Genomic DNA, 22,515 nt, shown 5'->3' on the forward strand with positions numbered 1-22,515 from the left:
TTTAGTTCTCACTTCTTTGTAATAATGGTACAGCTAATAAAATTAAGGCAAAGTAAGCAGCCGAAACCCAGTACATAACGGTTAAATTACTATTTGCAGCAATAATTTTGTCATCAATAATTAGCGACAAGCTGACAATAATTTCCACCAAGAACGAAACGACAGATAACATCAACGACTTGTTATTTTCGCCATAAATTGCCCGATTGCTAAGAGCAGAAATTTGTCCAGATATTAGACCCATTAACAATTCAACAAGCAAAAAGATAGCTAAAAGTATATACCGATTGCTGAAAATAGAATTACTGCATAGCAGCAACATCATGCACAATGTACTGGCGATCGTTAATTTCGTAAAATTTTGTCCAGACATTTGCTGAAATACCCACGCTCCACCAATCGTCGCACACATAAAAGCTGTATAGACTATCGACAAGTTAAACCCCAACTGTTTAACATAAATGATCGACCAATAAATCATTAAAAATTGAGTCCCACAATCGTAACCAATATTAACCAGAAACAGAATCCAAAATGCTTTTTTCCTAATGATTATTGCTATCGCTTTAAGAAAATTAATGTGCTCAGTAGTAACTTGTGCCCGATTATCATGAAAACCCATGACTTTAATAAAAATTAAGACAAACAATGGATACACAGCCAGACCAAGCAGACCGAACCAGACAGGAGCCGTTATTTTAAAACCAAACAGCCACGTTCCAATATTGCCACCAATTAGCGTGGCAATATTTAAGAGGGCTGCTTGCTGACCCATCAATCTACTACTAGGCTTAATCTGATTTATTTCTTGTAAATCTGTAATGTACGCTAGCAAAGCTCCAGAATTAAATGCCAAACCAATGCCATACAAAAATTCCGCCAGAGAAAATATGATAAAACACGGATTTATTATCAATAAAAAGAAACTAAAACTAATTATTATTGCAGACAGGTTAAGCACTTTCAGACGGCCAATTTTATCTGCTAAGAATCCTGATGGCAGCATCCCTACTAAAATTCCCACACTTTGCCAAGACTTAATTGCAGAAATTTGAGCATCAGGAATACCACTATTTGCATAAAATAAAGAAAATATCCCGGCCATTGAAGAACGAAACAAAGTGAAAAATGTGGTAAATGTTAAAAAAGTTATCGCAATTTTATCGGCAACAGTTCTAGCTTTCATTTTATTAATCACCTCTTTTTAATATTTTATTAATATAGCACAAGAAAAAATCATTTTCAAAATTTGCTAGATATGTCTTATATCAAAAAAGCCCTACCTGACTTCAATTAGTCAAATAGGACTTTTATTGGTTATTAAAAATTATTCTTCGTTCAATGAGCTTCTGTCAAAAGCAGCATTTTTAAGCTCTTCGTCGATTGAAGGAGTTCCAAGCCAGCCAATCATTTCTTTCATGGCATCAGTAATGGCTTCAGTACCTGGCAATAACAACTTACGTGGGTCATAACCCTTGTTAGCTTTATCTTCATCCTTGTGAGCTTCGAAGTACTTACGAGTAGCACCTTGGAAGGCCAATTGGAATTCAGTATTGATGTTAACCTTAGAAATACCAAGTGAAATAGCTTTCTTAACTTGGTCTTCAGGAATACCTGAACCACCATGCAAAACAAGTGGTACAGGAACAGCGTCAGCAATTTCCTTCAAACGGTCAAAGTTCAAGCCCTTCCAGCCAGCTGGGTAAACACCGTGGATATTACCAATACCACAAGCAAGCTTGTCAACACCAGCAGCAACGAAAGTCTTAGCGTCTTCAACAGATGCTAATTCACCACCATCGGCACCTTGGTTCTCACCAATTTTACCAATTTCAGCTTCAACAGAAATGCCACGTTCATGAGCTAACTTAATGATTTCCTTAGTCTTAGCCAAGTTCTCATCAGTTGGAAGTGCGTGACCATCAAACATAACTGAGGAGTATCCAAGTGCGATACATTCCTTAGCTGATTCAAAATCACCGTGGTCCAAGTTCAAGACAACTGGAACAGAAATGTTCATTGCGTCCATTGTATCTTCAACAATGTCCTTAACAATCTTGTAGCCACCCATGTACTTAGCAGCACCAGTTGAAACTTGAATTAAAACTGGAGTTCTAGTTTCTTCAGCAGCACGCAAAATTGCACGGGTCCATTCTAAGTTGTTAGTGTTATATGCACCTACTGCATAATGGTTTTTACGAGCGTCTTTAAAGATCTGATTACCATTATCTAAATAAGCCATTAAAAATACCTCCTATATAAACTTACATTGATATTGTACCGTAATAATTAATCATTGAACAATCTTTTATTTTATGTAAGCGCTTGTTTTGGAAAAATATTTTTCAATTACATTTCCTTTGGTGCGTTAACTCCTAGAAGGCGAAGGGATTCTGTTAACACAATTGATGTTGCTTCAACTAGCGCAAGGCGGGAAGCAATTTGCTCATCAGTGGTCAAAATCTTGACATTGGCATAATACTTGTTGAATTTTTTAGCTAAATCCAGTGCATACTTGGCAATAACTGATGGCTCAAATTTTTCACTGCTGCGGGCAATAATTCTAGGGAAATCAGCTAAGGCTTTAGCCACACTAAAGGACCAGTCATCTGCCAAACTCATGTTAGTTATATCTGGTTTTTGATCCATCTTTGCGGCTTTACGCAATACACTCTGTGCGCGGGCATTAGTGTATTGCACATAAGGACCAGTATCCCCTTCAAAACGGACAACTTCTTCTAAGTCGAAGTCAAAGTTATCTGTCCGGTCATTCTTTAAATCGTGGAAGATGACAGCCCCAACACCAACATCATGAGCAACTTGCTTTTGCTCAGCTAAGTCTGGGTTCTTTTGTTCAATTTGCTTCTGAGCAAGTGCTACAGCATCTTTTAAGACCTTGTCTAAGAAAACAACGTTACCTTTACGCGTTGATAGTTTCTTGCCGTTTTGCGTAATTAAGCCAAATGGCACGTGGTGGATTTCATCAGCCCAGTCATAGCCCATCTTTTTCAAGACAGTCTTCAGTTCCACAAAGTGTTGTGATTGCTCATTACCAACAACGTACAACATTTTGACAAAGTTGTAGGTCTTCATCCGGTAGATAGCAGCAGCTAAGTCCCGTGTCAAATAAATACTGGTACCATCTGACTTCACAATCAAGGCCGGATTTTCACCTTCACCCATATCAACGACTTGGGCACCCTGAGACTCATGCAACAAGCCCTTTTGCTTTAACTCATCAATTACCGGCTGCATCTTATCATTGAAGAAAGCCTCACCCTTATAAGAATCAAACTCAACGCCTAATTCCTTGTAAATACGCTTAAAGTCAACAAGTGAAACTTCACGGAACCATTGCCACAACTCAACTGCTTCTGAGTCGCCATCTTCCAGCTTTTTAAACCAAGCACGGCCCTCATCATCAAGTTCTGGATGCTTCTCAGCTTCCTGATGGAACTTAACGTAATATTTAAACAAGTTCATGATTGGGTCTTTTTTAACGTCTTCTTCAACGCCCCAATGCTTATAAGCCGCAATCAACTTACCAAATTGCGTGCCATAGTCACCTAAATAGTTAATCTTAATTGGTGTATAGCCAACCTTTTGCAGCGTTTTAGCAATCGAATTACCAATCACTGTTGACCGCAAATGGCCCATTGACATCGGCTTAGCAATGTTCGGACTGGACATATCAATTGGAACGTTGCCTGTACCTAGTTCCTGATCACCATAGTGTTCTTTTTGCGTTAAAACATCGGTTAATGTTTGTGCAATCAGCTTTTCATGATTGATGGCAAAGTTAACATATGGGCCAACTGCTTGAATGTCGGCAAAATTCGGACTAGACAATTGTGCTGCAATTTCCTTAGCGATTTCAGCCGGATTTTTGTGCATTACTTTAGCTAACGCAAATGCTGGAAAGGCATAATCACCCATTTTTTCATTTTTTGGCCGCTCAATTAAAGCCGCAATTTTTTCTTTTGGTAAGTCAACTTGCGGTGCTAGTAGCGCAACTACTTCATTTTTAAAATCCATTTTTACCTCACTTTACGAAAAAAGTCCCTTCCTGCCATGCAGAAAGAGACGAGTTTTTACCCGCGGTACCACTCTATTTGATACAAAGTATCCGCTTATTAAATTTACTAAATTATCGGTTAGACACGCCTTCACACAATTTTTCTAGCCTGCCTTACACCACTCGCAGACTCGCTAATTAGGAAATTGCTTACTACTTCTAACTTCTCCAAAACACGATTATAACAGGAAAAAGAGTACTCGCCAACTCTTTTCACCTAATTATTCTTAATAATCACCTTGGTGCCAGTCCTGATATTGGTCATTATCCACGCCGAGTCCGGCACGCTCAAGCGAACGCAGCCGTGCGAACCAGATTGTTTACCCAACTTTTTGGCTTCTTTTAAATTATATTTGCCGTTGTCTTTAGTTGGTACCGAATGGAACAGATAGACATCTTTTTTATCCCAGCTCGTCCAATTATTGCCACCCTCATTTAAATTAGGATTGTAAAAGGACTCACCGCGATTATCCTGAATGCGAAACGTGCCTGTCGGCGTTAGCGACTTACCGTTTTTGAAGACGCCACCACTGGCTAGCATCGTATAAATGCGCTGATTATTACGCAAAATGTAAACCCGGTTACCTTTAAGCGAAACCCGAATTGTAATGTCATTTTCTAGCGGTTTAATCTTAGGATACGGCTTACGTTCGCTCGACTTACGCCAATTATATGGCTGGCGCAAATCACTAGGATCTTGATAAGGACGAAAAGAAGCGGCTGTCTTTTTAACTACAGTTTCTTTTTTAGTAGGCCTACTTGCTTTTTCTTGGGTTTGCGGCATTGAAATTCGCGCCAAGCTGATGACACAGATTAAAATGACAAAACAAAAAGTAAGCGGCTTTAATAGACTCTTTTTCATTCTCATCCTTTCTTTCTAGCACGTAGCCTTATTCTACAACAAAACTTAATTTATATAACTATTTTAACCTGCGTATTTTTTCATTATTTGCGGCAATAATGCACTGACTTTAGTTGGCCGAACCACGTAATCCGTTTGGGCAATCCGATCACCAGCCAGCGAATGAAGGTAAACAGCAGCTAAAATTGGCTCAAGGCCATTACCAAATTGTGCGCAAAAGCCGCCAATAATCCCGGCAAGTGTATCGCCCATTCCGCCTGTCGCCATCCCAGGATTACCTAACGGATTCACATAAACAGCCCCATCAGCACAATAAACATGCGTATGGTTCGATTTTAAAACCAAAATTGCGTTCTGCTGCGGAAATAATTCATTTAATGCTGTTAAATTAGCACTGTCAGTTTGAAAGGCAATCTTTAGTTGGCTCAACCTCTGCCACTCCATTTGGTGCGGCGTCAAAATAATTTTACCAATATGCTGCGGAATCAAACTATGTTGTTTGGCAATTAAATCAAGACTGCTAGCGTCTAAAACCAACGTCTGCTTCTCAGTTAAATTAGCGCACAGCACCTGCATTAATTCTTGAGCAAAATTGCTGAATCCCAATCCTGGACCACAGACAATAACGTCTATCTTTTTAATTAACGCGGGCAAATCATGATCACGCCAATCAATGTACATCACTTCAGGGTCACGCGCGTGTAACGCTGATAGATTAAGCGAGTGTGTCGCCACCGCTACAAGCCCCGCACCACTGTTTAAAGCGCCTTCGGCACTCATAATTATTGCGCCGCCATAATTTTCACAACCACCAATTAATAATACGCGCCCGTAATCGCCTTTATGGGTATCGCTGCGTCTTTTTTTGATTACTTTAGTTAAAATATCTGCTGAAATTGCTGTCACTTTTTAACCTCCAATGAGCCAACGCCAAAAGCGAACTAAAAAATTAACCCTTGTTGTTCCCTGAAACGCCTTGGCTGGCAGGCGAACTCCACTAGGATTTGATAGTGAAATTAACGGGGCTCTGCCGGCTTTAAACAGATAATTCGTTGCTGTCTGTCCGACTTTTACAGGTGCTTCAACCTGGTCATCGGCTAATTCAACGTGCAGCTTGGCACCGCTAATCGGAGCCCAGACTTCGCTGTTTTCTTTCATACCAATATTAATTTGCCGCGCTTTACCGTTATGAACTTTCATCCTGGTTAGCCCCGTAATTACTTCGTTTTTGGTAAAAATAATCGGTCGATAAGTACGATAAAGATAGCTTAATAGCTCTTTAGTCTGGACAAAGCGCGACGGGTCGCTGCCATCACGGTGTGCGGCACCCATTACAACGGTAATAATTCGAGCACCGTTATGCTTGGCCGTTGCGATAAAGCAGGCGCCAGCCGCATCCGTTGTTCCAGTCTTTAAGCCGTCAACTTTTAACTGAGGATTATACTGCGACAGTCCCTTAAGCATCCAGTTAAAGTTCACCATTGCTGTTCGCGTGTTTTGATCTATAAAATCCAAGCGAGCAATCTTCGCCGTCTTAATAACTTGCGGAAAATCAGTGAGTAAATGCTGCCCAACAATTGCCATATCCTTAGCTGAAAGTTCATTTTCAGCCTGACTTGCGGCACCCGGATAAGCATCAGCACCCACATCCTTATTCGGCAAGCCACAACTTGTATAAATTTGGGCATCATTAATCTGCCATCTGGTCAGTTGCTGCCGCATCTTTTTGACAAACGGCTCCTGGTCGCCGCTGACAGCTTGTCCTAATAACATCGCAGCACCATTAGCCGACTCAATTAAAGTCGCCTGATATAGCTGCTTAATGCTATATTCGTGGCCCACATGCAGTGGCACGTTAGAAAAATCCTTGTTGTTGGCCACCCGGATAATCGCATCAGTTGGCTTCATCTTAGTTTGCCACGTTAATTTTCCCTCTTTAATTGCCGTCAAAGTCAAATAAACCGTAATCAACTTGGTCATCGAGGCGATTGGTAGTGGCTGATTAATATTCTTGCCGTACAATAACTGACCGGTCTTGCTATCAATTGCAATTGCCGACTTAACATTTAAATTCAACTGGTTAGTATTATAATCATTTGGCACTTGAGTTGCTGCAGAAATTGGAACTGCCGGCAACATTAGTAACACAATTGCCACCAAAGCAACAATAATTCTGTTAAATTTATGCTTAAAAGTCATAAATCCTCCTTAATTAGAAAAAATTTTAGATATTTTCTGTTTTATGCTTACATTTTACCAAATTTTTGGTATTATTATTACTGTGCTAAAAATATTTAAGCCCCGATGGCGGAATTGGCAGACGCGCAGCGTTCAGGTCGCTGTTTAGGTAACTAAGTGAAAGTTCGAATCTTTTTCGGGGCATTGTAAAAGCTGATCTGTGATGATTGGCTTTTTTTTATAACCTAAATCATGGTAAAGGAGCAGAGTAATGCAAAAACATTTAACAAAATCGCACGACAAAATTTTGACTGGCGTTCTAGGTGGCATCGCTGAATATTTCGATTGGGACAAGGCTTGGACAAGAATTGCCGGCGGTGCCCTAATTTGCTTTACTGGTTGGGGGTTAATACTTTACATTATTGCTGCCTTTGCAATTCCAGAGCACGGCCATCGTGACAATATTCTTAATGGCGAATATCATAAGCATTGAGTTATTAGCTATCTAAGTATTATGGTATAATAGAATTCCTTGGCAGGGGCGTACAAAGCAGCTTTGACGCTATTTTGTAACCAAAAAAGGCGCTATCACAATTACGTGATAACGTCTTTTTTTATGCTCGAATATGTAATTTTCTTAAAATAGGAACAATCTTGTCACCTAAAATCTTTTGCGCCAAGTCAGACTTAATTGCCGCAAAGACGTAGAAGACGCCACCAACAAGAACAGGAACAGCAACAATCAATAGTGCTTGCCAACGAACTGCTGGGTTTAATACAAGTTCCATAGCCTTTTCAACTGCTATCACAAGTAGAAACATAATTACGGAAAATGAAGTAATGCCGATAAACCGCCGGCTGGTTCGGCTGCTATTAAAGTCATAACTCACTTGCAAATGCTTCAGAGCCAAGAAAATAATAACTAGCATCCCCAAATTAGTAGCTACTAACGGGCCATAGATTTTGAAAACGTACACCATTGGGTACTGCGTGATAACTTTAATTATCAGTCCTAGCACAAGATATTTTATCGCCAGACCATTTTCTGATAATCCTTGCAGGATAGCCATTAAAACGGTAAACAACCCTAGCGAAATCGCCGTAAAGGATGATAAATATAAAACATCTGCGCCCAACTTATCATAACCATAAAAGATGGTGTAAATCGGTGTCGCTATCGCTGCCATCCCAAATGCTGCTGGGATCATCACGAACAAAAATAAGTCTAGCGTATTACCAATTTGCTTTGAAATACCACGAAAATCGTGCTTAGCATGGGCTGCTGACAATAATGGAATTGCCGTAACTGCCATTGCACTAGCTAGGGACACAATAATCATGATTAACTTATTCGCATTAAGCGCGAACAAGGCATACCAAGTCTCAATTGTGTTGTAACGAGCCTGCACTAAGCTTGCAATCATTGGGTGGAAAGTATATTGGTCAACTAAGTAAAATAGCTGAATTCCCGCATCAATAATAATGAACGGAATTGCCTGAGCGATGATTTCGCCAAACAGCCCCATTGTTGAAACTTCAACTTCATTATTTGAATTAGCAACAAGGTTATTCAACTTGTGCCGCCGCGTAAACAAAAACCAGACTAAAATTGCAATTCCAAAAACTGCTCCAATGGCCGCTGCTAAGTTTGACTGGACAACTGCGTTAACAAAAGAACCGTGCTGCACCTGCATAATAATATATGCAGTTAGCAGCATCCACACGACACGCGCAAGCTGTTCCACAAATTGTGAAATTGCCGATGGCATCATATCTGCATACCCTTGGAAATATCCCCGCATGATACTCAAAATCGGAATAATCAAGATGGCATAAGACAGACTGCGCATTACCGCCACTTGTCGCGGATCACTACGTGACCCATTCGAAGCTAAAAGTGGTGAGGCAAAATACATCACAGCAGCTGAAACAATGCCTAAGACCACCATCAAAATTAAACCTTTACGAAATAATTTACGACCAACGCCATATTCATTAAGGGCGTTATATTTGGCGACCTGCTTAGCTACTGCTCCGGGAATCCCAGCTGTTGAAATCAAGATAAAAATACTATAAATGTTATAACTTCTAGCCGTCAGCGCGTTAGCAATATTGCCATACGGCTGCATCCAGATGAACCACGGAATGATGTACAATGCACCCAAAAGTCGTGATGTAATCGAGCCAAAAGTCATCCACGCACTACCCTTAATGAAGGTATCCTGCGTGTTTTGCTCTTTTAAATTATTTTCTTTCATTAATTTTCCCTAAATCTAGTGTACTAACTATCCTATTTTGCAAGCAAAGCTAATAATTCTCAATCACATAGCTATTCATTTTAGGAAAAATTAAATTTTATTTGGCAACAATGTTAACAATCTTATTCGGTACGACGATGACCTTTTTGACATCTTTACCAGCTAAGAATTTTTGAACATGTGGCAATGCCAAAGCCTGCTCTTGCAGCTCATCCTTAGCTGTATCCTTAGCAGCGTTGAAATTGCCGCGCAACCTGCCGTTTACTTGAACCATAATTTCTACCGTTGATTCAATTAACTTAGCTGGATCATAAGTTGGCCATTTAGCAAAGGTAACTGATTGGTCATGACCCATGATTTGCCAAATTTCTTCCATCATGTGTGGTGCAACTGGTGCCATCAGAGTAATAAAGCCTTCTGCGTATTCCCGTGGGATTGTCTTAACCTTTTGGGCTGCATTAACAAAGACCATCATTTGCGAAATCGCAGTATTGAAGTGCAAAGCCTCAAAGTCTTCGGTTACCTTCTTAACGGTTTCGGCATATACCTTGTCCAGCGTACCGTCATTTTCGTTAACGATGTTTTCTTGTGGGATTGCCTTCAAGTCCAAATCGTTTACAAATAGACGCCAAACGCGATCCAAGAACTTCTTGGTCGAAGCAGGACCATTGTCATCCCAATCAATTGAGGCATCTAATGGGCCCATGAACATTTCGTAAGTTCTCAGGCTGTCTGCGCCGTATTCATCAATCACATCGTCTGGATTAACAACGTTGCCTTTAGACTTAGACATCTTTTCGTGGTTCTTTAAAATCAAACCTTGATTGTATAGACGCTGGAACGGTTCCTCATTTGGTACAACACCCAAGTCGTAGAGAACCATGTTCCAGAAACGTGCGTAGAGCAAGTGCCGCACTGCGTGCTCTGCCCCACCAATGTACAAGTCAACTGGCAACCACTTCTTAAGCAAGTCATAGTCAGCTAGCTTTTGGTCATTATGCGGATCAACGTAACGGATAAAGTACCATGATGAGCCAGCCCAGTTAGGCATCGTGTTTGTCTCTCGTTTACCCTTGCGGCCATTTTCATCAACAACGTTAACCCAATCTGTCAAGTTAACAAGTGGACTTTCAGGTGTTCCTGAAGGTTTAATATCAGTTGCGTGTGGCAAAACTAATGGTAATTGGTCTTCTGGAACCAAAGTTGTTTCGCCATCTTCCCAATGAATAACAGGAATTGGTTCACCCCAGTAGCGCTGGCGACTGAATTCCCAATCACGCAGCTTGTAGTTGACCTTCTTTTCACCAACATTGTGTTCTTCTAGCCAAGCTACAATTTTCTTCTTCGCATCTTCAATCTTTAAGCCGTTTAAAAATTCGGAATCAAAGTGGACACCATCACCAGTATAAGCTTCCTTAGTGATGTCGCCGCCCTTAATAACTGGCTTAATTGGTAAGTCAAACTTTTTAGCAAATTCATAATCACGGTCATCATGTGCTGGAACGGCCATTACCGCACCAGTACCATAAGTCGCTAAAACGTAATCAGAAATCCAAATTGGAATTTCTTCATCATTAACCGGATTGATTGCGTATGCACCAGTGAAGACACCAGTCTTATTCTTGTTCAGATCAGTTCTTTCCAAGTCAGACTTGGACTCGATTTCCTTAACATATGCTTCAACATTTGCCTTGTAGTCAGCTGTTGTGATTTTTTCAACTAGTTTGTTTTCTGGCGCCAAAACCGCATAGCTGGCACCAAATAAGGTATCAGGACGAGTGGTAAAAATGTCAAAGGTCTGATCAGAATTCTTAATTTTGAACGTAACCTGTGCACCAACTGAACGACCAATCCAGTTCCGTTGCATTTCCTTAACGTTTTCCGGCCAATCAAGCTTATCAAGACCAGCAAGTAACCGATCAGCATAAGCCGTAATCTTCAGCATCCATTGCTTCATATTACGACGATAAATTGGAAAGCCGCCCCGCTCCGTCTTACCGTCAACAATGTCTTCATTCGCAACAACTGTTCCTAAATCCGGTGACCAGTTAACCGGTACTTCTGCTTCATAAGCCAAACCATGCTTGTACATTTGTTCAAATGTCCATTGGGTCCACTTATAATATTTTGGATCACAAGTTGCAAGTTCACGATCCCAATCATAAGAAAAGCCAAGCTTGTGCAGCTGTTTTTTAAAAGTAGCGATATTTTCCTTAGTAACAACAGCCGGATCCTTACCCGTCTTTAACGCATATTGTTCTGTTGGCAAACCAAAGGCATCCCAACCCATTGGGTAAAGCACATTATAGCCCTGCGCCCGCTTCATTCTGGCGGTAATATCAGTTGCTGTATAACCTTCTGGGTGACCAACGTGCAATCCCTTACCAGATGGAAATGGGAACATGTCCATGACATAATAATTTTTCTTCTTCGGATCGTTACCCGTTTTGAAAGTTTTATTTTTGGCCCAATAATCTTGCCATTTTTTTTCGACGACTTTGTGATTGTACATCTGCTTCACCTCATAAAAAAAGTCCTATGAAACTAATCATAGGACGAATAATCGCGGTGCCACCTAAGTTTCATGCTGCAGCATGACCCTCTATCGCTCCTTAACGCGGTAGCACAACGAAAGGTTTTTTCTCAGGCTCAGTTCACAATTAGTTTTTTTAGTCTTGCACCAACCGACTTTTCTCTAAGGAAAAACATCATTGCTACTAGTTCCTGACCTTTATTTTTTTATCAATAATGATTATAATTTACCACAAATACTAAAAAAAACAAGGGGAGAAAAACATTTGAGTAATACAACACACACTAAAAGAGACACAATTGTGCCTGCAACAATTTTTTTGGTCATTTATGCAATCTGGGCCATCCTAGTTTCTTCAAGCAATCAAATTATTCATCAATTTGACAATGCAATAATTGGAATTATCTGTAATACGAACTCGGCCAATATTAAATTCGCAACGACTTTTACCAATTTAGGTAATACGAGTGTCATTATGGTTGAGACGCTTATCTTATTCATTATTCTTCTGATTTTTAAAAAATACGCTTATGCCTTCTTTACGGCAGGAACCATGATTGCGGCTAATGGCTATAACTGGATTATCAAACACGCAATCGCCCGCCACCGACCATATGTGCACCACTTAGTTGCCGCTCACGGCTATAGTTTCCCATCTGGCCATTCTGTCGGAAGTGCTACTTTATTCGGAATTTTAATTGTGCTAACTATTTTATTAATTAAGAACAAGGCCATTAAAACAGTTCTGTGCATTATCTGGGCTTGTTTCCCATTACTAATTGGCTACACCAGAATCTTCACGCACGTTCACTATCCGTCAGATGTTCTCGGTGGCTTCTTAGAAGGGATTACCTTTGTCCTGATTGGTTATTCCTTCTTGTATCATTACTACCTAAAAGAATAAACTGCTAACAAAAAAGTCGACTAACGTCGGCTTTTTTTCTACTCAAACTCAAGTACATCAAGTACTTGTTTTGTGATTTAAGCAAAAAAAGACCAACTTTTAACAAAATTGTTGGCCTTTTTAAATAAATTTACTTAATTCTCTTTTTGCCTTTTATAACTGGCATTAATCAAAATTGAAATTACAATGGCAATCATTGAGACAACGTATACTCCCTTTAGGGCGCTAAACAACACCTGCCGCAATTGTGGAACCAAGTTAGCAGCCAATTCCTTGGCTTTAACTGAAGATACAATTTTGTTCATCATCGCTTGGGTTAAAGCCGGATGCTTTGCAATTTGTCCAGCAACAATCGTATTAAAGGTGATGCCATAAATTGAAACTAACATCGTCTGCCCTAAATAACGCATTAATGTATTAAATGACGTAGCAACCCCCACATTTTCAGGCTCTACTAGAACTTGCGAACGAACTTGGGACGCAGTGATAATTGCCCCGAAAGCTAAACCATTCATTGTCGCAATGATACAAAATACCCAAAATGGTGTTTGCATTGGCACAATCAGCAATAACAGGTCTGCAATTACTAGTAATCCCAGCATACCGAAGAAAGTTTTGCGAATGCCAAAGCGACCAAGCAAGCCACCAATTAAGAACGAACCAACAACCCACATTACAGAACTTGGCGTAACGGCAAAGCCCGCAATTGTTGCGCTCGTTCCCTTAATTCCCTGCATCCAGGTCGGAATATAGAATTCAAAACCGATTACGACACCTGAAATAAATAGGGTAATCAGGTTTAATGCGAGGAACTCTCTGCCTTTAAGCATCGAGAGTGGCATTATTGGGTCGTCTGCGTTCTTTTCAGCGTGATAAAAGGCAACTGCACTAATGATAATTACAATCACTAGAGCGGCTGTTATCAGCCAATTAAGCGAGCCTAATTCTTGCAGTACATACATCAAGGTTAACAATAGGACAGTTAACCAACATGTACCCTTAACGTCCAGCTTAACTGCTACCTTCTCCTTTGGTTCATGTAAAAAGAACACAACTAGCAAGAATGCAATTAACCCAATCGGCACATTGATATAAAAGACCCAGTGCCAAGATAAACTTTGAACAATAAAACCACCCAAAAGCGGCGCGATAACAGAAGCAACTCCCCAGAAGCCAGAATTAAGTCCAAGCATCTTGGTACGCTTTTTTAAAGTATACAAATCTGCAATAATAGTCATTGCCACAGGCTGAACTGCACCAGAACCAAGCCCCTGCACAACTCGAAACAGAATTAACTCCATCATATTGTGTGCTTGCCCGCAAAGAGCTGACCCAACAACAAACAACGCAATACCAAACAAAAAAACTGGCTTGCGACCAATGCTGTCTGCCAGTTTTCCGTATAAAGGAGTCGATACAGCTGTCATAAATAAGAAAATTGAAACAACCCAGTTCATAATTTCCAACCCATTCAGGTCAGAAACAATGGTTGGCATTGCAGTTGAAACAATGGTTCCTTCAATCGCAGCCATAAAAGTTGTCATAAAAATCGCAAGCGTAACAACAGGTACGTTTGTTTTTTTCATAATGCTCCTCCTTAAAATTATTTATTTTTCTTTACAAAATCCAAGATTGCTTGAACTTTATCGGTCTTTTCCCACGGCAAATCAATATCAGTGCGACCAAAATGGCCGTAGGCTGCAGTTTGCTCATATATTGGTCGCCGCAAGTCAAGCATCTTGATAATACCAGCTGGTCGTAAATCAAAGATTTCTCGAACCGCTTTCGTCAAGAGCTCATCGCTAACCTTTCCAGTGCCTGCAGTATCAATCATTACTGATACTGGATGAGCTACACCAATTGCATATGCTAACTGCACTTCACAGCGGTATGCTAGACCAGCTGCCACAATGTTTTTGGCAACATAACGCGCCGCATAACTAGCACTGCGGTCAACCTTTGTTGGGTCTTTACCAGAAAAGGCGCCACCACCATGGCGAGCATAACCACCATAAGTATCAACGATAATCTTGCGACCAGTTAAACCAGAATCACCTTTAGGTCCGCCTATTACAAAGCGACCAGAAGGGTTAATCAGGTATTTTGTTTGCTCATCCAAATACTTAACTGGAATAACCTTGTTAATGACTAAATCAATCATTGCCTGACGGATTTCTTCATTAGTAACTTGATCATCAGTTTGCGTTGAAATGACAACCGTATCAACCCGCTTAGGCTTACCGGTTTCATCATATTCAACGGTAACTTGCGCTTTAGAATCTGGACGTAACCATGTCAAAGTTCCATCTTTACGCAATTGTGCAACTTGACGCATTAACCGGTGCGCAAGTGAAATTGGCAACGGCATCAACTCTGGCGTTTCTTTAATAGCAAAGCCAAACATTAATCCTTGGTCGCCTGCACCAATTTGATCTAAATTATCTTCGTCAGATTGATTTTCACGAGTTTCTAGCGAATGATCAACACCATCAGCAATATCAGACGATTGCTCATCAATATCAACTAATACAGCGCAATTATTACCATCAAAGCCAAGTTCTGGCTTATCATAACCTATCCGTAAAACTGTTTTACGAACGATTGATTGAATATCAACGTAAGCACTAGTCGATATTTCACCAAACACATACACAATTCCCGTGGTAACAATAGTTTCACAGGCAACGTGTGCATCTGGGTCTTGAGCAATAATTGCATCTAAAATTGCATCAGAAATTTGGTCTGCAATCTTATCTGGATGCCCTTCAGAAACAGATTCCGAAGTAAATAAACGTTTTTCCACAATAGTCCCCCTATATAGACAATAGCTATTCGGTTACAAGGCATCTCCACTTACCTAGCAGATCCTCTCAGGACTTGAACCGATAAATATTAAATTGTTTCGTTCTTTTTGTATAAAAAAAGACTACCGTAGATTCGGTAGTCTTAGAACGATGGAGGATACAGGGCTCGAACCTGTGACCTCCTGCTTGTAAGGCAGATGCTCTCCCAGCTGAGCTAATCCTCCAAAGTGACCCGTACGGGATTTGAACCCATGTTACCGCCGTGAAAGGGCGATGTCTTAACCACTTGACCAACGGGTCATAGCCTGAATCAAAGCACTTTAACTAGTATACAAGATACTTAGAAAAATGCAAGAATTCTTTCTCAATTCTGAAAAATAATATTTAATTATTTCCATAAATAATGGCGGTGCAAATCTTTCACACCACCATTATTATGGAGGATACAGGGCTCGAACCTGTGACCTCCTGCTTGTAAGGCAGATGCTCTCCCAGCTGAGCTAATCCTCCGAGGTCGTTGTCATCTCATGACTACTCTTAATACTATAACAAAAGGTCGCGGTCTTGTCTATCTTTTTTTTGCTTTTTTTGTAAAATTCGTAATTTTTTACTTAACTATAATTAAAAATCTAGCAAAATAAAATCAATTTAAAAAGTTTTTAGGAAGTAAAATTATAGCCAAAGATTTTAAATATTAGCAGATATTAAAAATAAAAATTATATCAAGCTGTACATATTAAACCAGAAAATAACTCAATTCATGGTAAAATAATTGCGCAAAAAATTAACCAAGAAAAAATCACTGATAAATAAAAAATAATAGCCCTAGAAAGGCAACTTTTTGCTAATTTGGGCAAAAATAGTTACGTAGTTCCCCCTCTTTATGTCGATTACGGACGTCATACAAAAATAGGCAATAATTTTTACGCCAACATGGACTGCATTTTTTTGGATGTTAATCAAATTATTATTGGTGATAATGTTTTAGTTGGTCCACGTGTTAGTTTTTATACCGCTGGTCATCCTACTGATGTTCAAATTCGCCAAACTGGGCTTGAATTTGGAAAAATAATTGTTGTCAGCGACAATGTTTGGATTGGTGGTAACGCGGTAATCCTGCCAGGAGTTACTATTGGCGAGAATGCGATTATTGCTGCTGGAGCAGTGGTAACTAAAGATGTAGTTGCTAATCGGTGGTAATCCCGCTCATTTGATTAAACAGCTTGGTAACCAAGAACATGATTTTTGGCTAAATGAGGAAAGAAACTACTTTCAAGCTAGAGATGAAATGAAATAATTTAAAATCATTTTATTCAGTCAAAAATTAGTCCATACGTTTAAGTAAGATCGAAGTTAATCCTAAGGCATGTTTAAACTCTCATTAATCTCTTTACACATTTAATTTGAACTACTTTTATATAACTAGCAAAATGTAAGCCTGTTAAGCCATATTCAACAGGCTTTCCATTATTTTATTATAAGGCATGGGCTTTTTTATTTTTTTGTATCAATTAATAATGTGGAAATAAATATAAAAGAAAAGAAGCCCTGATAAATCAAGACTTCTTAACGTATATACGGAGCGTGAGAGATTTGAACTCTCGATACAGGATTAAAACCCGTATACATGATTTCCAATCATGCTCCTTAAGCCACTCGGACAACGCTCCAATATACTCCGGCTGTCAGACTCGAACTGACGACATCTTGATTAACAGTCAAGCGCTCTACCAACTGAGCTAAGCCGGAATATTAAAAAAAGCACGGCAGCGTCCTACCCTCGCAGGCAGTCTCCCACCAACTACTCTCGGCGTGAAGAAGCTTAACTGCTGTGTTCGACATGGTTACAGGTGTTTCCTTCTTGCTATTGCCACCGTACTTTTTCTTTTGAGTTCTTACACTCAAAACTAAATATAATCTCTTGAAAAAACTGTTCCGCAATCCCAGACTGCTCAAGCTCTGGTCAAGTCCTCGACTGATTAGTACTAGTCCGCTCCAAGTCTCACGACTCTTCCACTCCTAGCCTATCTACCTCTTAGTCTTAGAGGTGTCTTACTACTTTCGTATGGGAAATCTCATCTTGAGGGGGGCTTCGCACTTAGATGCTTTCAGCGCTTATCCCTGCCATACTTAGCTACCCAGCTATGCCTTTGGCAAGACAACTGGTACACCAGCGGTATGTCCATCCCGGTCCTCTCGTACTAAGGACAGCTCCTCTCAAATTTCCAACGCCCACGACGGATAGGGACCGAACTGTCTCACGACGTTCTGAACCCAGCTCGCGTGCCGCTTTAATGGGCGAACAGCCCAACCCTTGGGACCAACTTCAGCCCCAGGATGCGACGAGCCGACATCGAGGTGCCAAACCTCCCCGTCGATGTGAACTCTTGGGGAGATAAGCCTGTTATCCCCAGGGTAGCTTTTATCCGTTGAGTGATGGCCCTTCCATGCGGTACCACCAGATCACTAAGCCCGACTTTCGTCCCTGCTCGAGTTGTCTCTCTCGCAGTCAAGCTCCCTTATACCTTTACACTCTGTGAATGATTTCCAACCATTCTGAGGGAACCTTTGGGCGCCTCCGTTACTCTTTAGGAGGCGACCGCCCCAGTCAAACTGCCCATCTGACACTGTCCTATATCTCGCTTAGAGATACTAGTTAGAGTAGCCATCAAACAAGGGTAGTATCCCAACATTGCCTCCAATAAGACTAGCGTCCTATCTTCTCTGGCTCCTACCTATCCTGTACATGTTTAACAGCTACCCAATATCAAATTGCAGTAAAGCTCCATGGGGTCTTTCCGTCCTGTCGCGGGTAACCCGCATCTTCACGGGTATTATAATTTCACCGAGTCTCTCGTTGAGACAGTGCCCAAATCATTACACCTTTCGTGCAGGTCGGAACTTACCCGACAAGGAATTTCGCTACCTTAGGACCGTTATAGTTACGGCCGCCGTTTACTGGGGCTTCAGTTCGAACCTTCGTCTTTCGACTAAGCTCTCTCCTTAACCTTCCAGCACCGGGCAGGTGTCAGCACCTATACGTCGTCTTACGACTTTGCAGATACCTGTGTTTTTGATAAACAGTTGTTTGGGCCTATTCACTGCGGCTGGCTCTTACACCAGCACCCCTTCTTCCGAAGTTACGGGGCGATTTTGCCGAGTTCCTTAACGAGAGTTCTCTCGCTCACCTTAGTGTTCTCCACTCGACTACCTGTGTCGGTTTGCGGTACGGGTACGTTATCTCTCACTAGAAGCTTTTCTTGGCAGTGTGACTACAGAACCTTCGCTACTTTATTTCGCTCCTCTTCACGACTTGTGATTATCGAAAGCAAGCATTTGACTCACTCTCTCACTTATCGCTTGAACATGGCTTCCAGCGCCATGCGTTCCTTGCCTCCTGCGTCCCTCCTTCGCTATTAACGATTTAACGCAGTACAGGAATCTCTACCTGTTGTCCATCGGCTACGCCTTTCGGCCTTACCTTAGGTCCCGACTTACCCTGGGCGGACGAGCCTGCCCCAGGAAACCTTAGTCTTTCGGCGGATAGGATTCTCACCTATCTTTCGCTACTCATACCGGCATTCTCACTTCTAAGCGCTCCAACTATCCTCTCGATTAGCCTTCACCGCACTTAGAACGCTCTCCTACCACGTGTATTACTACACATCCACAGTTTCGGTACTATGCTTAGCCCCGGTAAATTTTCGGCGCAGCGTCACTCGACTAGTGAGCTATTACGCACTCTTTTAATGATGGCTGCTTCTGAGCCAACATCCTAGTTGTCTACGCAACTCCACATCCTTTTCCACTTAGCATAGATTTTGGGACCTTAACTGGTGATCTGGGCTGTTTCCCTTTCGACTACGGATCTTATCACTCGCAGTCTGACTCCAGTGCTTTGATATCTGGAATTCGCAGTTTATCTGAATTCAGTAACCCCTGACGGGCCCTTCGTCCAAACAGAGCTCTACCTCCATTATCATCCTCGCACCAGGCTAGCCCTAAAGCTATTTCGGAGAGAACCAGCTATCTCCAAGTTCGTTTGGAATTTCACCGCTACCCACAGCTCATCCCCGCAATTTTTAACTTACGTGGGTTCGGTCCTCCAGTGCGTTTTACCGCACCTTCAACCTGGCCATGGGTAGGTCACTTGGTTTCGGGTCTACATCAACTAACTATCTCGCCCTCTTCAGACTTGCTTTCGCTGCGGCTCCGTCTTTTCTGACTTAACCTCGCTAGTTAACGTAACTCGCCGGTTCATTCTACAAAAGGCACGCCATCACCCTTTAATGGGCTCTGACTACTTGTAAGCACACGGTTTCAGGTTCTCTTTCACTCCCCTTCCGGGGTTCTTTTCACCTTTCCCTCACGGTACTGGTTCACTATCGGTCACAAATTAGTATTTAGCCTTGCGAGATGGTCCTCGCTGCTTCAACCGGAATTCCTCGTGTTCCGGCCTACTCAGGATCCTGCTCGGCGTGACTTCAATTTCGCTTACGGGGCTCTCACCCTCTCTGGCTTACCTTCCCAGATAATTCTGCTATCTCTGCCACTACCTTCTTGCAGTCCTACAACCCCGATTGATAAATCAACCGGTTTGGGCTCTTTCCTCTTCGCTCGCCGCTACTAGGGAAATCGATTTTTCTTTCTCTTCCTGCAGCTACTTAGATGTTTCAGTTCACTGCGTCTTGCCCTACCTGACTATGTATTCATCAGCTAGTAATATGATTGCTCATACTGGGTTCCCCCATTCGGATACCTCCGGATCTCTGCGTACTTACTGCTCCCCGAAGCATTTCGCCGTTCGTCGCGTCCTTCTTCGCCTTCTTGTGCCTAGGCATTCACCGTGCGCCCTTCTTTACTTGACCTTACTCTTAAGATCTACTCTCTCGGTCGCTCTTGCAATCTGTTTCTTATCTCTTTGATTGTCTCTCGGTTTTTTCTTGGATTATATTCAGTTTTCAATGTACTAACCATGAGTCTCTCGACTCAATGGAGGCTAACGGGATCGAACCGATGACCTCCTGCGTGCAAAGCAGGTGCTCTCCCATCTGAGCTAAGCCCCCAAATACTCTTCTGCGACAGTCAATAACCTGATGTCAATGGGCCTAAATGGACTTGAACCATCGACCTCACGCTTATCAGGCGTGCGCTCTAACCAACTGAGCTATAGGCCCGTCTCTTGCGTATCTGTTCTTTATTCTGCTGTGAGGTACTACCCTCAAAACTAAACAATGTTCTCGCTCCGTGTGCTTCCGTTGCTCCTAGGCTTCCTTTAGTATCCCTACTCTCCACCTATTCGCTCTTCCTTAGAAAGGAGGTGATCCAGCCGCAGGTTCTCCTACGGCTACCTTGTTACGACTTCACCCTAATCATCTGTCCTACCTTAGACGGCTGACTCCCCGAAGGGTTATCCTACCGGCTTTGGGTATTACAGACTCTCATGGTGTGACGGGCGGTGTGTACAAGGCCCGGGAACGTATTCACCGCGGCGTTCTGATCCGCGATTACTAGCGATTCCAGCTTCATGCACTCGAGTTGCAGAGTGCAATCCGAACTGAGATTAGCTTTAAGAGATTCGCTTGCCTTCACAGGTTCGCTCCTCGTTGTACTAACCATTGTAGCACGTGTGTAGCCCAGGTCATAAGGGGCATGATGACTTGACGTCGTCCCCACCTTCCTCCGGTTTGTCACCGGCAGTCTCATTAGAGTGCCCAACTTAATGCTGGCAACTAATAATAAGGGTTGCGCTCGTTGCGGGACTTAACCCAACATCTCACGACACGAGCTGACGACAGCCATGCACCACCTGTCTTAGTGTCTCCGAAGAGAACTTCATATCTCTATGAATTGCACTAGATGTCAAGACCTGGTAAGGTTCTTCGCGTTGCTTCGAATTAAACCACATGCTCCACCGCTTGTGCGGGCCCCCGTCAATTCCTTTGAGTTTTAACCTTGCGGTCGTACTCCCCAGGCGGAGTGCTTAATGCGTTAGCTGCAGCACTGAGAGGCGGAAACCTCCCAACACTTAGCACTCATCGTTTACGGCATGGACTACCAGGGTATCTAATCCTGTTCGCTACCCATGCTTTCGAACCTCAGCGTCAGTTACAGACCAGAGAGCCGCCTTCGCCACTGGTGTTCTTCCATATATCTACGCATTCCACCGCTACACATGGAGTTCCACTCTCCTCTTCTGCACTCAAGAAAGGCAGTTTCAGATGCAATTCCCCGGTTGAGCCGAGGGCTTTCACATCTGACTTGTCTTCCCGCCTGCGTTCGCTTTACGCCCAATAAATCCGGACAACGCTTGCCACCTACGTATTACCGCGGCTGCTGGCACGTAGTTAGCCGTGACTTTCTGGTTGATTACCGTCAAATAATTAGCAGTTACTCTAACTATCCTTCTTCACCAACAACAGAGCTTTACGATCCGAAAACCTTCTTCACTCACGCGGCGTTGCTCCATCAGACTTGCGTCCATTGTGGAAGATTCCCTACTGCTGCCTCCCGTAGGAGTTTGGGCCGTGTCTCAGTCCCAATGTGGCCGTTCAGTCTCTCAACTCGGCTATGCATCATCGCCTTGGTAAGCCGTTACCTTACCAACTAGCTAATGCACCGCGGGTCCATCCTCTAGTGACAGCTCAAAAGCCGCCTTTCATAGCTAGATCATGTGATCTTACTTCTTATTCGGTATTAGCATCTGTTTCCAAATGGTATCCCAATCTAGAGGGCAGGTTACCCACGTGTTACTCACCCATCCGCCGCTCGCGCTTTTAACATCCTACCCGAAAGTATTCAATTAAAATTGCTCGCTCGACTTGCATGTATTAGGCACGCCGCCAGCGTTCGTCCTGAGCCAGGATCAAACTCTCATTTTTAATGTTTGTTTGAATGTTTG

Annotated in this window: 12 protein-coding genes, 8 tRNA genes, 3 rRNA genes, 1 pseudogene and 1 riboswitch; of the genes and pseudogenes, 4 read left to right on the plus strand and 20 right to left on the minus strand. The window is 42.2% G+C overall.

What is annotated here, in order from left to right:
* Position 1: 1 nt before the first annotated feature.
* From OZX76_RS06855 to OZX76_RS06880, 6 genes are all read right to left on the minus strand, one after another.
* A complete protein-coding gene (locus OZX76_RS06855) occupies positions 2 to 1,186 on the minus strand; it encodes an MFS transporter (RefSeq protein WP_277178977.1) in 1,185 nt (394 codons plus the stop codon).
* A 141-nt stretch (positions 1,187 to 1,327) separates the two neighbouring features.
* Positions 1,328 to 2,242 (minus strand): class II fructose-1,6-bisphosphate aldolase, encoded by a 915-nt coding sequence (gene fba, locus OZX76_RS06860; protein WP_277178979.1) that lies wholly within the window; start codon positions 2,240 to 2,242, stop codon positions 1,328 to 1,330.
* Positions 2,243 to 2,349: 107 nt separating this feature from the next.
* Positions 2,350 to 4,035 (minus strand): arginine--tRNA ligase, encoded by a 1,686-nt coding sequence (argS, locus tag OZX76_RS06865; RefSeq protein WP_277178981.1) that lies wholly within the window; start codon positions 4,033 to 4,035, stop codon positions 2,350 to 2,352.
* A 257-nt stretch (positions 4,036 to 4,292) separates the two neighbouring features.
* A complete protein-coding gene (locus OZX76_RS06870; protein WP_277178983.1) occupies positions 4,293 to 4,937 on the minus strand; it encodes a L,D-transpeptidase in 645 nt (214 codons plus the stop codon).
* A gap of 63 nt (positions 4,938 to 5,000) precedes the next feature.
* Positions 5,001 to 5,843, minus strand: a complete 843-nt coding sequence (locus OZX76_RS06875) for an NAD(P)H-hydrate dehydratase (RefSeq protein ID WP_277178986.1) — start codon at positions 5,841 to 5,843, stop codon at positions 5,001 to 5,003.
* Positions 5,844 to 5,846: 3 nt separating this feature from the next.
* Positions 5,847 to 7,136 carry a serine hydrolase gene (locus OZX76_RS06880; RefSeq protein ID WP_277178988.1) on the minus strand — a complete coding sequence of 430 codons (1,290 nt, stop codon included), beginning with the start codon at positions 7,134 to 7,136 and terminating at the stop codon, positions 5,847 to 5,849.
* A 99-nt stretch (positions 7,137 to 7,235) separates the two neighbouring features.
* Between OZX76_RS06880 and OZX76_RS06885 the strand changes: the two genes are divergently transcribed.
* Both OZX76_RS06885 and OZX76_RS06890 read left to right on the plus strand, forming a co-directional pair.
* A tRNA-Leu gene (locus OZX76_RS06885) sits at positions 7,236 to 7,319 on the plus strand.
* Between the two features lie 67 nt (positions 7,320 to 7,386).
* Entirely contained in the window at positions 7,387 to 7,608 is a 222-nt protein-coding gene (locus OZX76_RS06890; RefSeq protein ID WP_277133393.1) for a PspC domain-containing protein, read from the plus strand.
* Between the two features lie 121 nt (positions 7,609 to 7,729).
* On the opposite strand, the gene OZX76_RS06895 is transcribed toward OZX76_RS06890, so the two are convergent.
* Positions 7,730 to 9,373 (minus strand): polysaccharide biosynthesis protein, encoded by a 1,644-nt coding sequence (locus tag OZX76_RS06895; RefSeq protein ID WP_277178990.1) that lies wholly within the window; start codon positions 9,371 to 9,373, stop codon positions 7,730 to 7,732.
* Between the two features lie 97 nt (positions 9,374 to 9,470).
* Positions 9,471 to 11,885, minus strand: a complete 2,415-nt coding sequence (leuS, locus tag OZX76_RS06900; RefSeq protein WP_277178992.1) for a leucine--tRNA ligase — start codon at positions 11,883 to 11,885, stop codon at positions 9,471 to 9,473.
* A gap of 286 nt (positions 11,886 to 12,171) precedes the next feature.
* Here leuS and OZX76_RS06905 point away from each other — a divergent pair, with 286 nt between their 5' ends.
* Positions 12,172 to 12,810 carry a phosphatase PAP2 family protein gene (locus tag OZX76_RS06905; RefSeq protein ID WP_277178994.1) on the plus strand — a complete coding sequence of 213 codons (639 nt, stop codon included), beginning with the start codon at positions 12,172 to 12,174 and terminating at the stop codon, positions 12,808 to 12,810.
* A gap of 134 nt (positions 12,811 to 12,944) precedes the next feature.
* On the opposite strand, the gene OZX76_RS06910 is transcribed toward OZX76_RS06905, so the two are convergent.
* The 5 genes from OZX76_RS06910 to OZX76_RS06930 form a co-directional block, all read right to left on the minus strand.
* Entirely contained in the window at positions 12,945 to 14,396 is a 1,452-nt protein-coding gene (locus OZX76_RS06910; protein WP_277178996.1) for an MDR family MFS transporter, read from the minus strand.
* A 17-nt stretch (positions 14,397 to 14,413) separates the two neighbouring features.
* Positions 14,414 to 15,613: a methionine adenosyltransferase gene (metK, locus tag OZX76_RS06915; RefSeq protein ID WP_277178998.1), complete on the minus strand. Its 1,200-nt coding sequence runs from the start codon at positions 15,611 to 15,613 to the stop codon at positions 14,414 to 14,416.
* A riboswitch (SMK box riboswitch) is annotated at positions 15,611 to 15,698 on the minus strand. Its footprint overlaps the gene before it by 3 nt.
* A 67-nt stretch (positions 15,699 to 15,765) precedes the next feature.
* A tRNA-Val gene (locus OZX76_RS06920) sits at positions 15,766 to 15,838 on the minus strand.
* A gap of 4 nt (positions 15,839 to 15,842) precedes the next feature.
* Positions 15,843 to 15,914: transfer RNA gene (locus OZX76_RS06925), tRNA-Glu, on the minus strand.
* A gap of 137 nt (positions 15,915 to 16,051) precedes the next feature.
* Positions 16,052 to 16,124: transfer RNA gene (locus tag OZX76_RS06930), tRNA-Val, on the minus strand.
* A gap of 191 nt (positions 16,125 to 16,315) precedes the next feature.
* Here OZX76_RS06930 and OZX76_RS06935 point away from each other — a divergent pair.
* Positions 16,316 to 16,911: pseudogene (locus OZX76_RS06935) on the plus strand (sugar O-acetyltransferase).
* Between the two features lie 281 nt (positions 16,912 to 17,192).
* Here OZX76_RS06935 and OZX76_RS06940 read toward each other — a convergent pair.
* The 7 genes from OZX76_RS06940 to OZX76_RS06970 all read right to left on the minus strand — a co-directional run bounded on the left by OZX76_RS06940 (position 17,193) and on the right by OZX76_RS06970 (position 22,495).
* A tRNA-Ser gene (locus OZX76_RS06940) sits at positions 17,193 to 17,284 on the minus strand.
* Between the two features lie 6 nt (positions 17,285 to 17,290).
* Positions 17,291 to 17,363: transfer RNA gene (locus OZX76_RS06945), tRNA-Asn, on the minus strand.
* Positions 17,364 to 17,375: 12 nt separating this feature from the next.
* A 5S ribosomal RNA gene (gene rrf, locus OZX76_RS06950) occupies positions 17,376 to 17,492 on the minus strand.
* An 81-nt stretch (positions 17,493 to 17,573) separates the two neighbouring features.
* Positions 17,574 to 20,482 (minus strand): 23S ribosomal RNA (locus tag OZX76_RS06955).
* A 125-nt stretch (positions 20,483 to 20,607) separates the two neighbouring features.
* Positions 20,608 to 20,680 (minus strand) — tRNA-Ala (locus OZX76_RS06960).
* A 37-nt stretch (positions 20,681 to 20,717) separates the two neighbouring features.
* A tRNA-Ile gene (locus OZX76_RS06965) sits at positions 20,718 to 20,791 on the minus strand.
* A 136-nt stretch (positions 20,792 to 20,927) separates the two neighbouring features.
* Positions 20,928 to 22,495: ribosomal RNA gene (locus OZX76_RS06970) — 16S ribosomal RNA — on the minus strand.
* Together the 16S, 23S and 5S rRNA genes with 4 tRNA genes alongside form the textbook arrangement of a ribosomal RNA operon.
* Between the last annotated feature and the right edge of the window lie 20 nt (positions 22,496 to 22,515).

Source organism: Lactobacillus sp. ESL0677 (genome assembly GCF_029392875.1).
In the GTDB taxonomy this organism is placed as follows: Bacteria; Bacillota; Bacilli; order Lactobacillales; family Lactobacillaceae; genus Lactobacillus.

What these genes read in the sequence shown, in the direction of transcription:
- OZX76_RS06855 (WP_277178977.1), bottom strand. Translation starts at nt 1,186, where the DNA reads ATGAAAGCTAGAACTGTTGCCGATAAAATTGCGATAACTTTTTTAACA.
- fba (WP_277178979.1), bottom strand. Translation starts at nt 2,242, where the DNA reads ATGGCTTATTTAGATAATGGTAATCAGATCTTTAAAGACGCTCGTAAA.
- argS (WP_277178981.1), bottom strand. Translation starts at nt 4,035, where the DNA reads ATGGATTTTAAAAATGAAGTAGTTGCGCTACTAGCACCGCAAGTTGAC.
- OZX76_RS06870 (WP_277178983.1), bottom strand. Translation starts at nt 4,937, where the DNA reads ATGAAAAAGAGTCTATTAAAGCCGCTTACTTTTTGTTTTGTCATTTTA.
- OZX76_RS06880 (WP_277178988.1), bottom strand. Translation starts at nt 7,136, where the DNA reads ATGACTTTTAAGCATAAATTTAACAGAATTATTGTTGCTTTGGTGGCA.
- OZX76_RS06890 (WP_277133393.1), top strand. Translation starts at nt 7,387, where the DNA reads ATGCAAAAACATTTAACAAAATCGCACGACAAAATTTTGACTGGCGTT.
- OZX76_RS06895 (WP_277178990.1), bottom strand. Translation starts at nt 9,373, where the DNA reads ATGAAAGAAAATAATTTAAAAGAGCAAAACACGCAGGATACCTTCATT.
- leuS (WP_277178992.1), bottom strand. Translation starts at nt 11,885, where the DNA reads ATGTACAATCACAAAGTCGTCGAAAAAAAATGGCAAGATTATTGGGCC.
- OZX76_RS06910 (WP_277178996.1), bottom strand. Translation starts at nt 14,396, where the DNA reads ATGAAAAAAACAAACGTACCTGTTGTTACGCTTGCGATTTTTATGACA.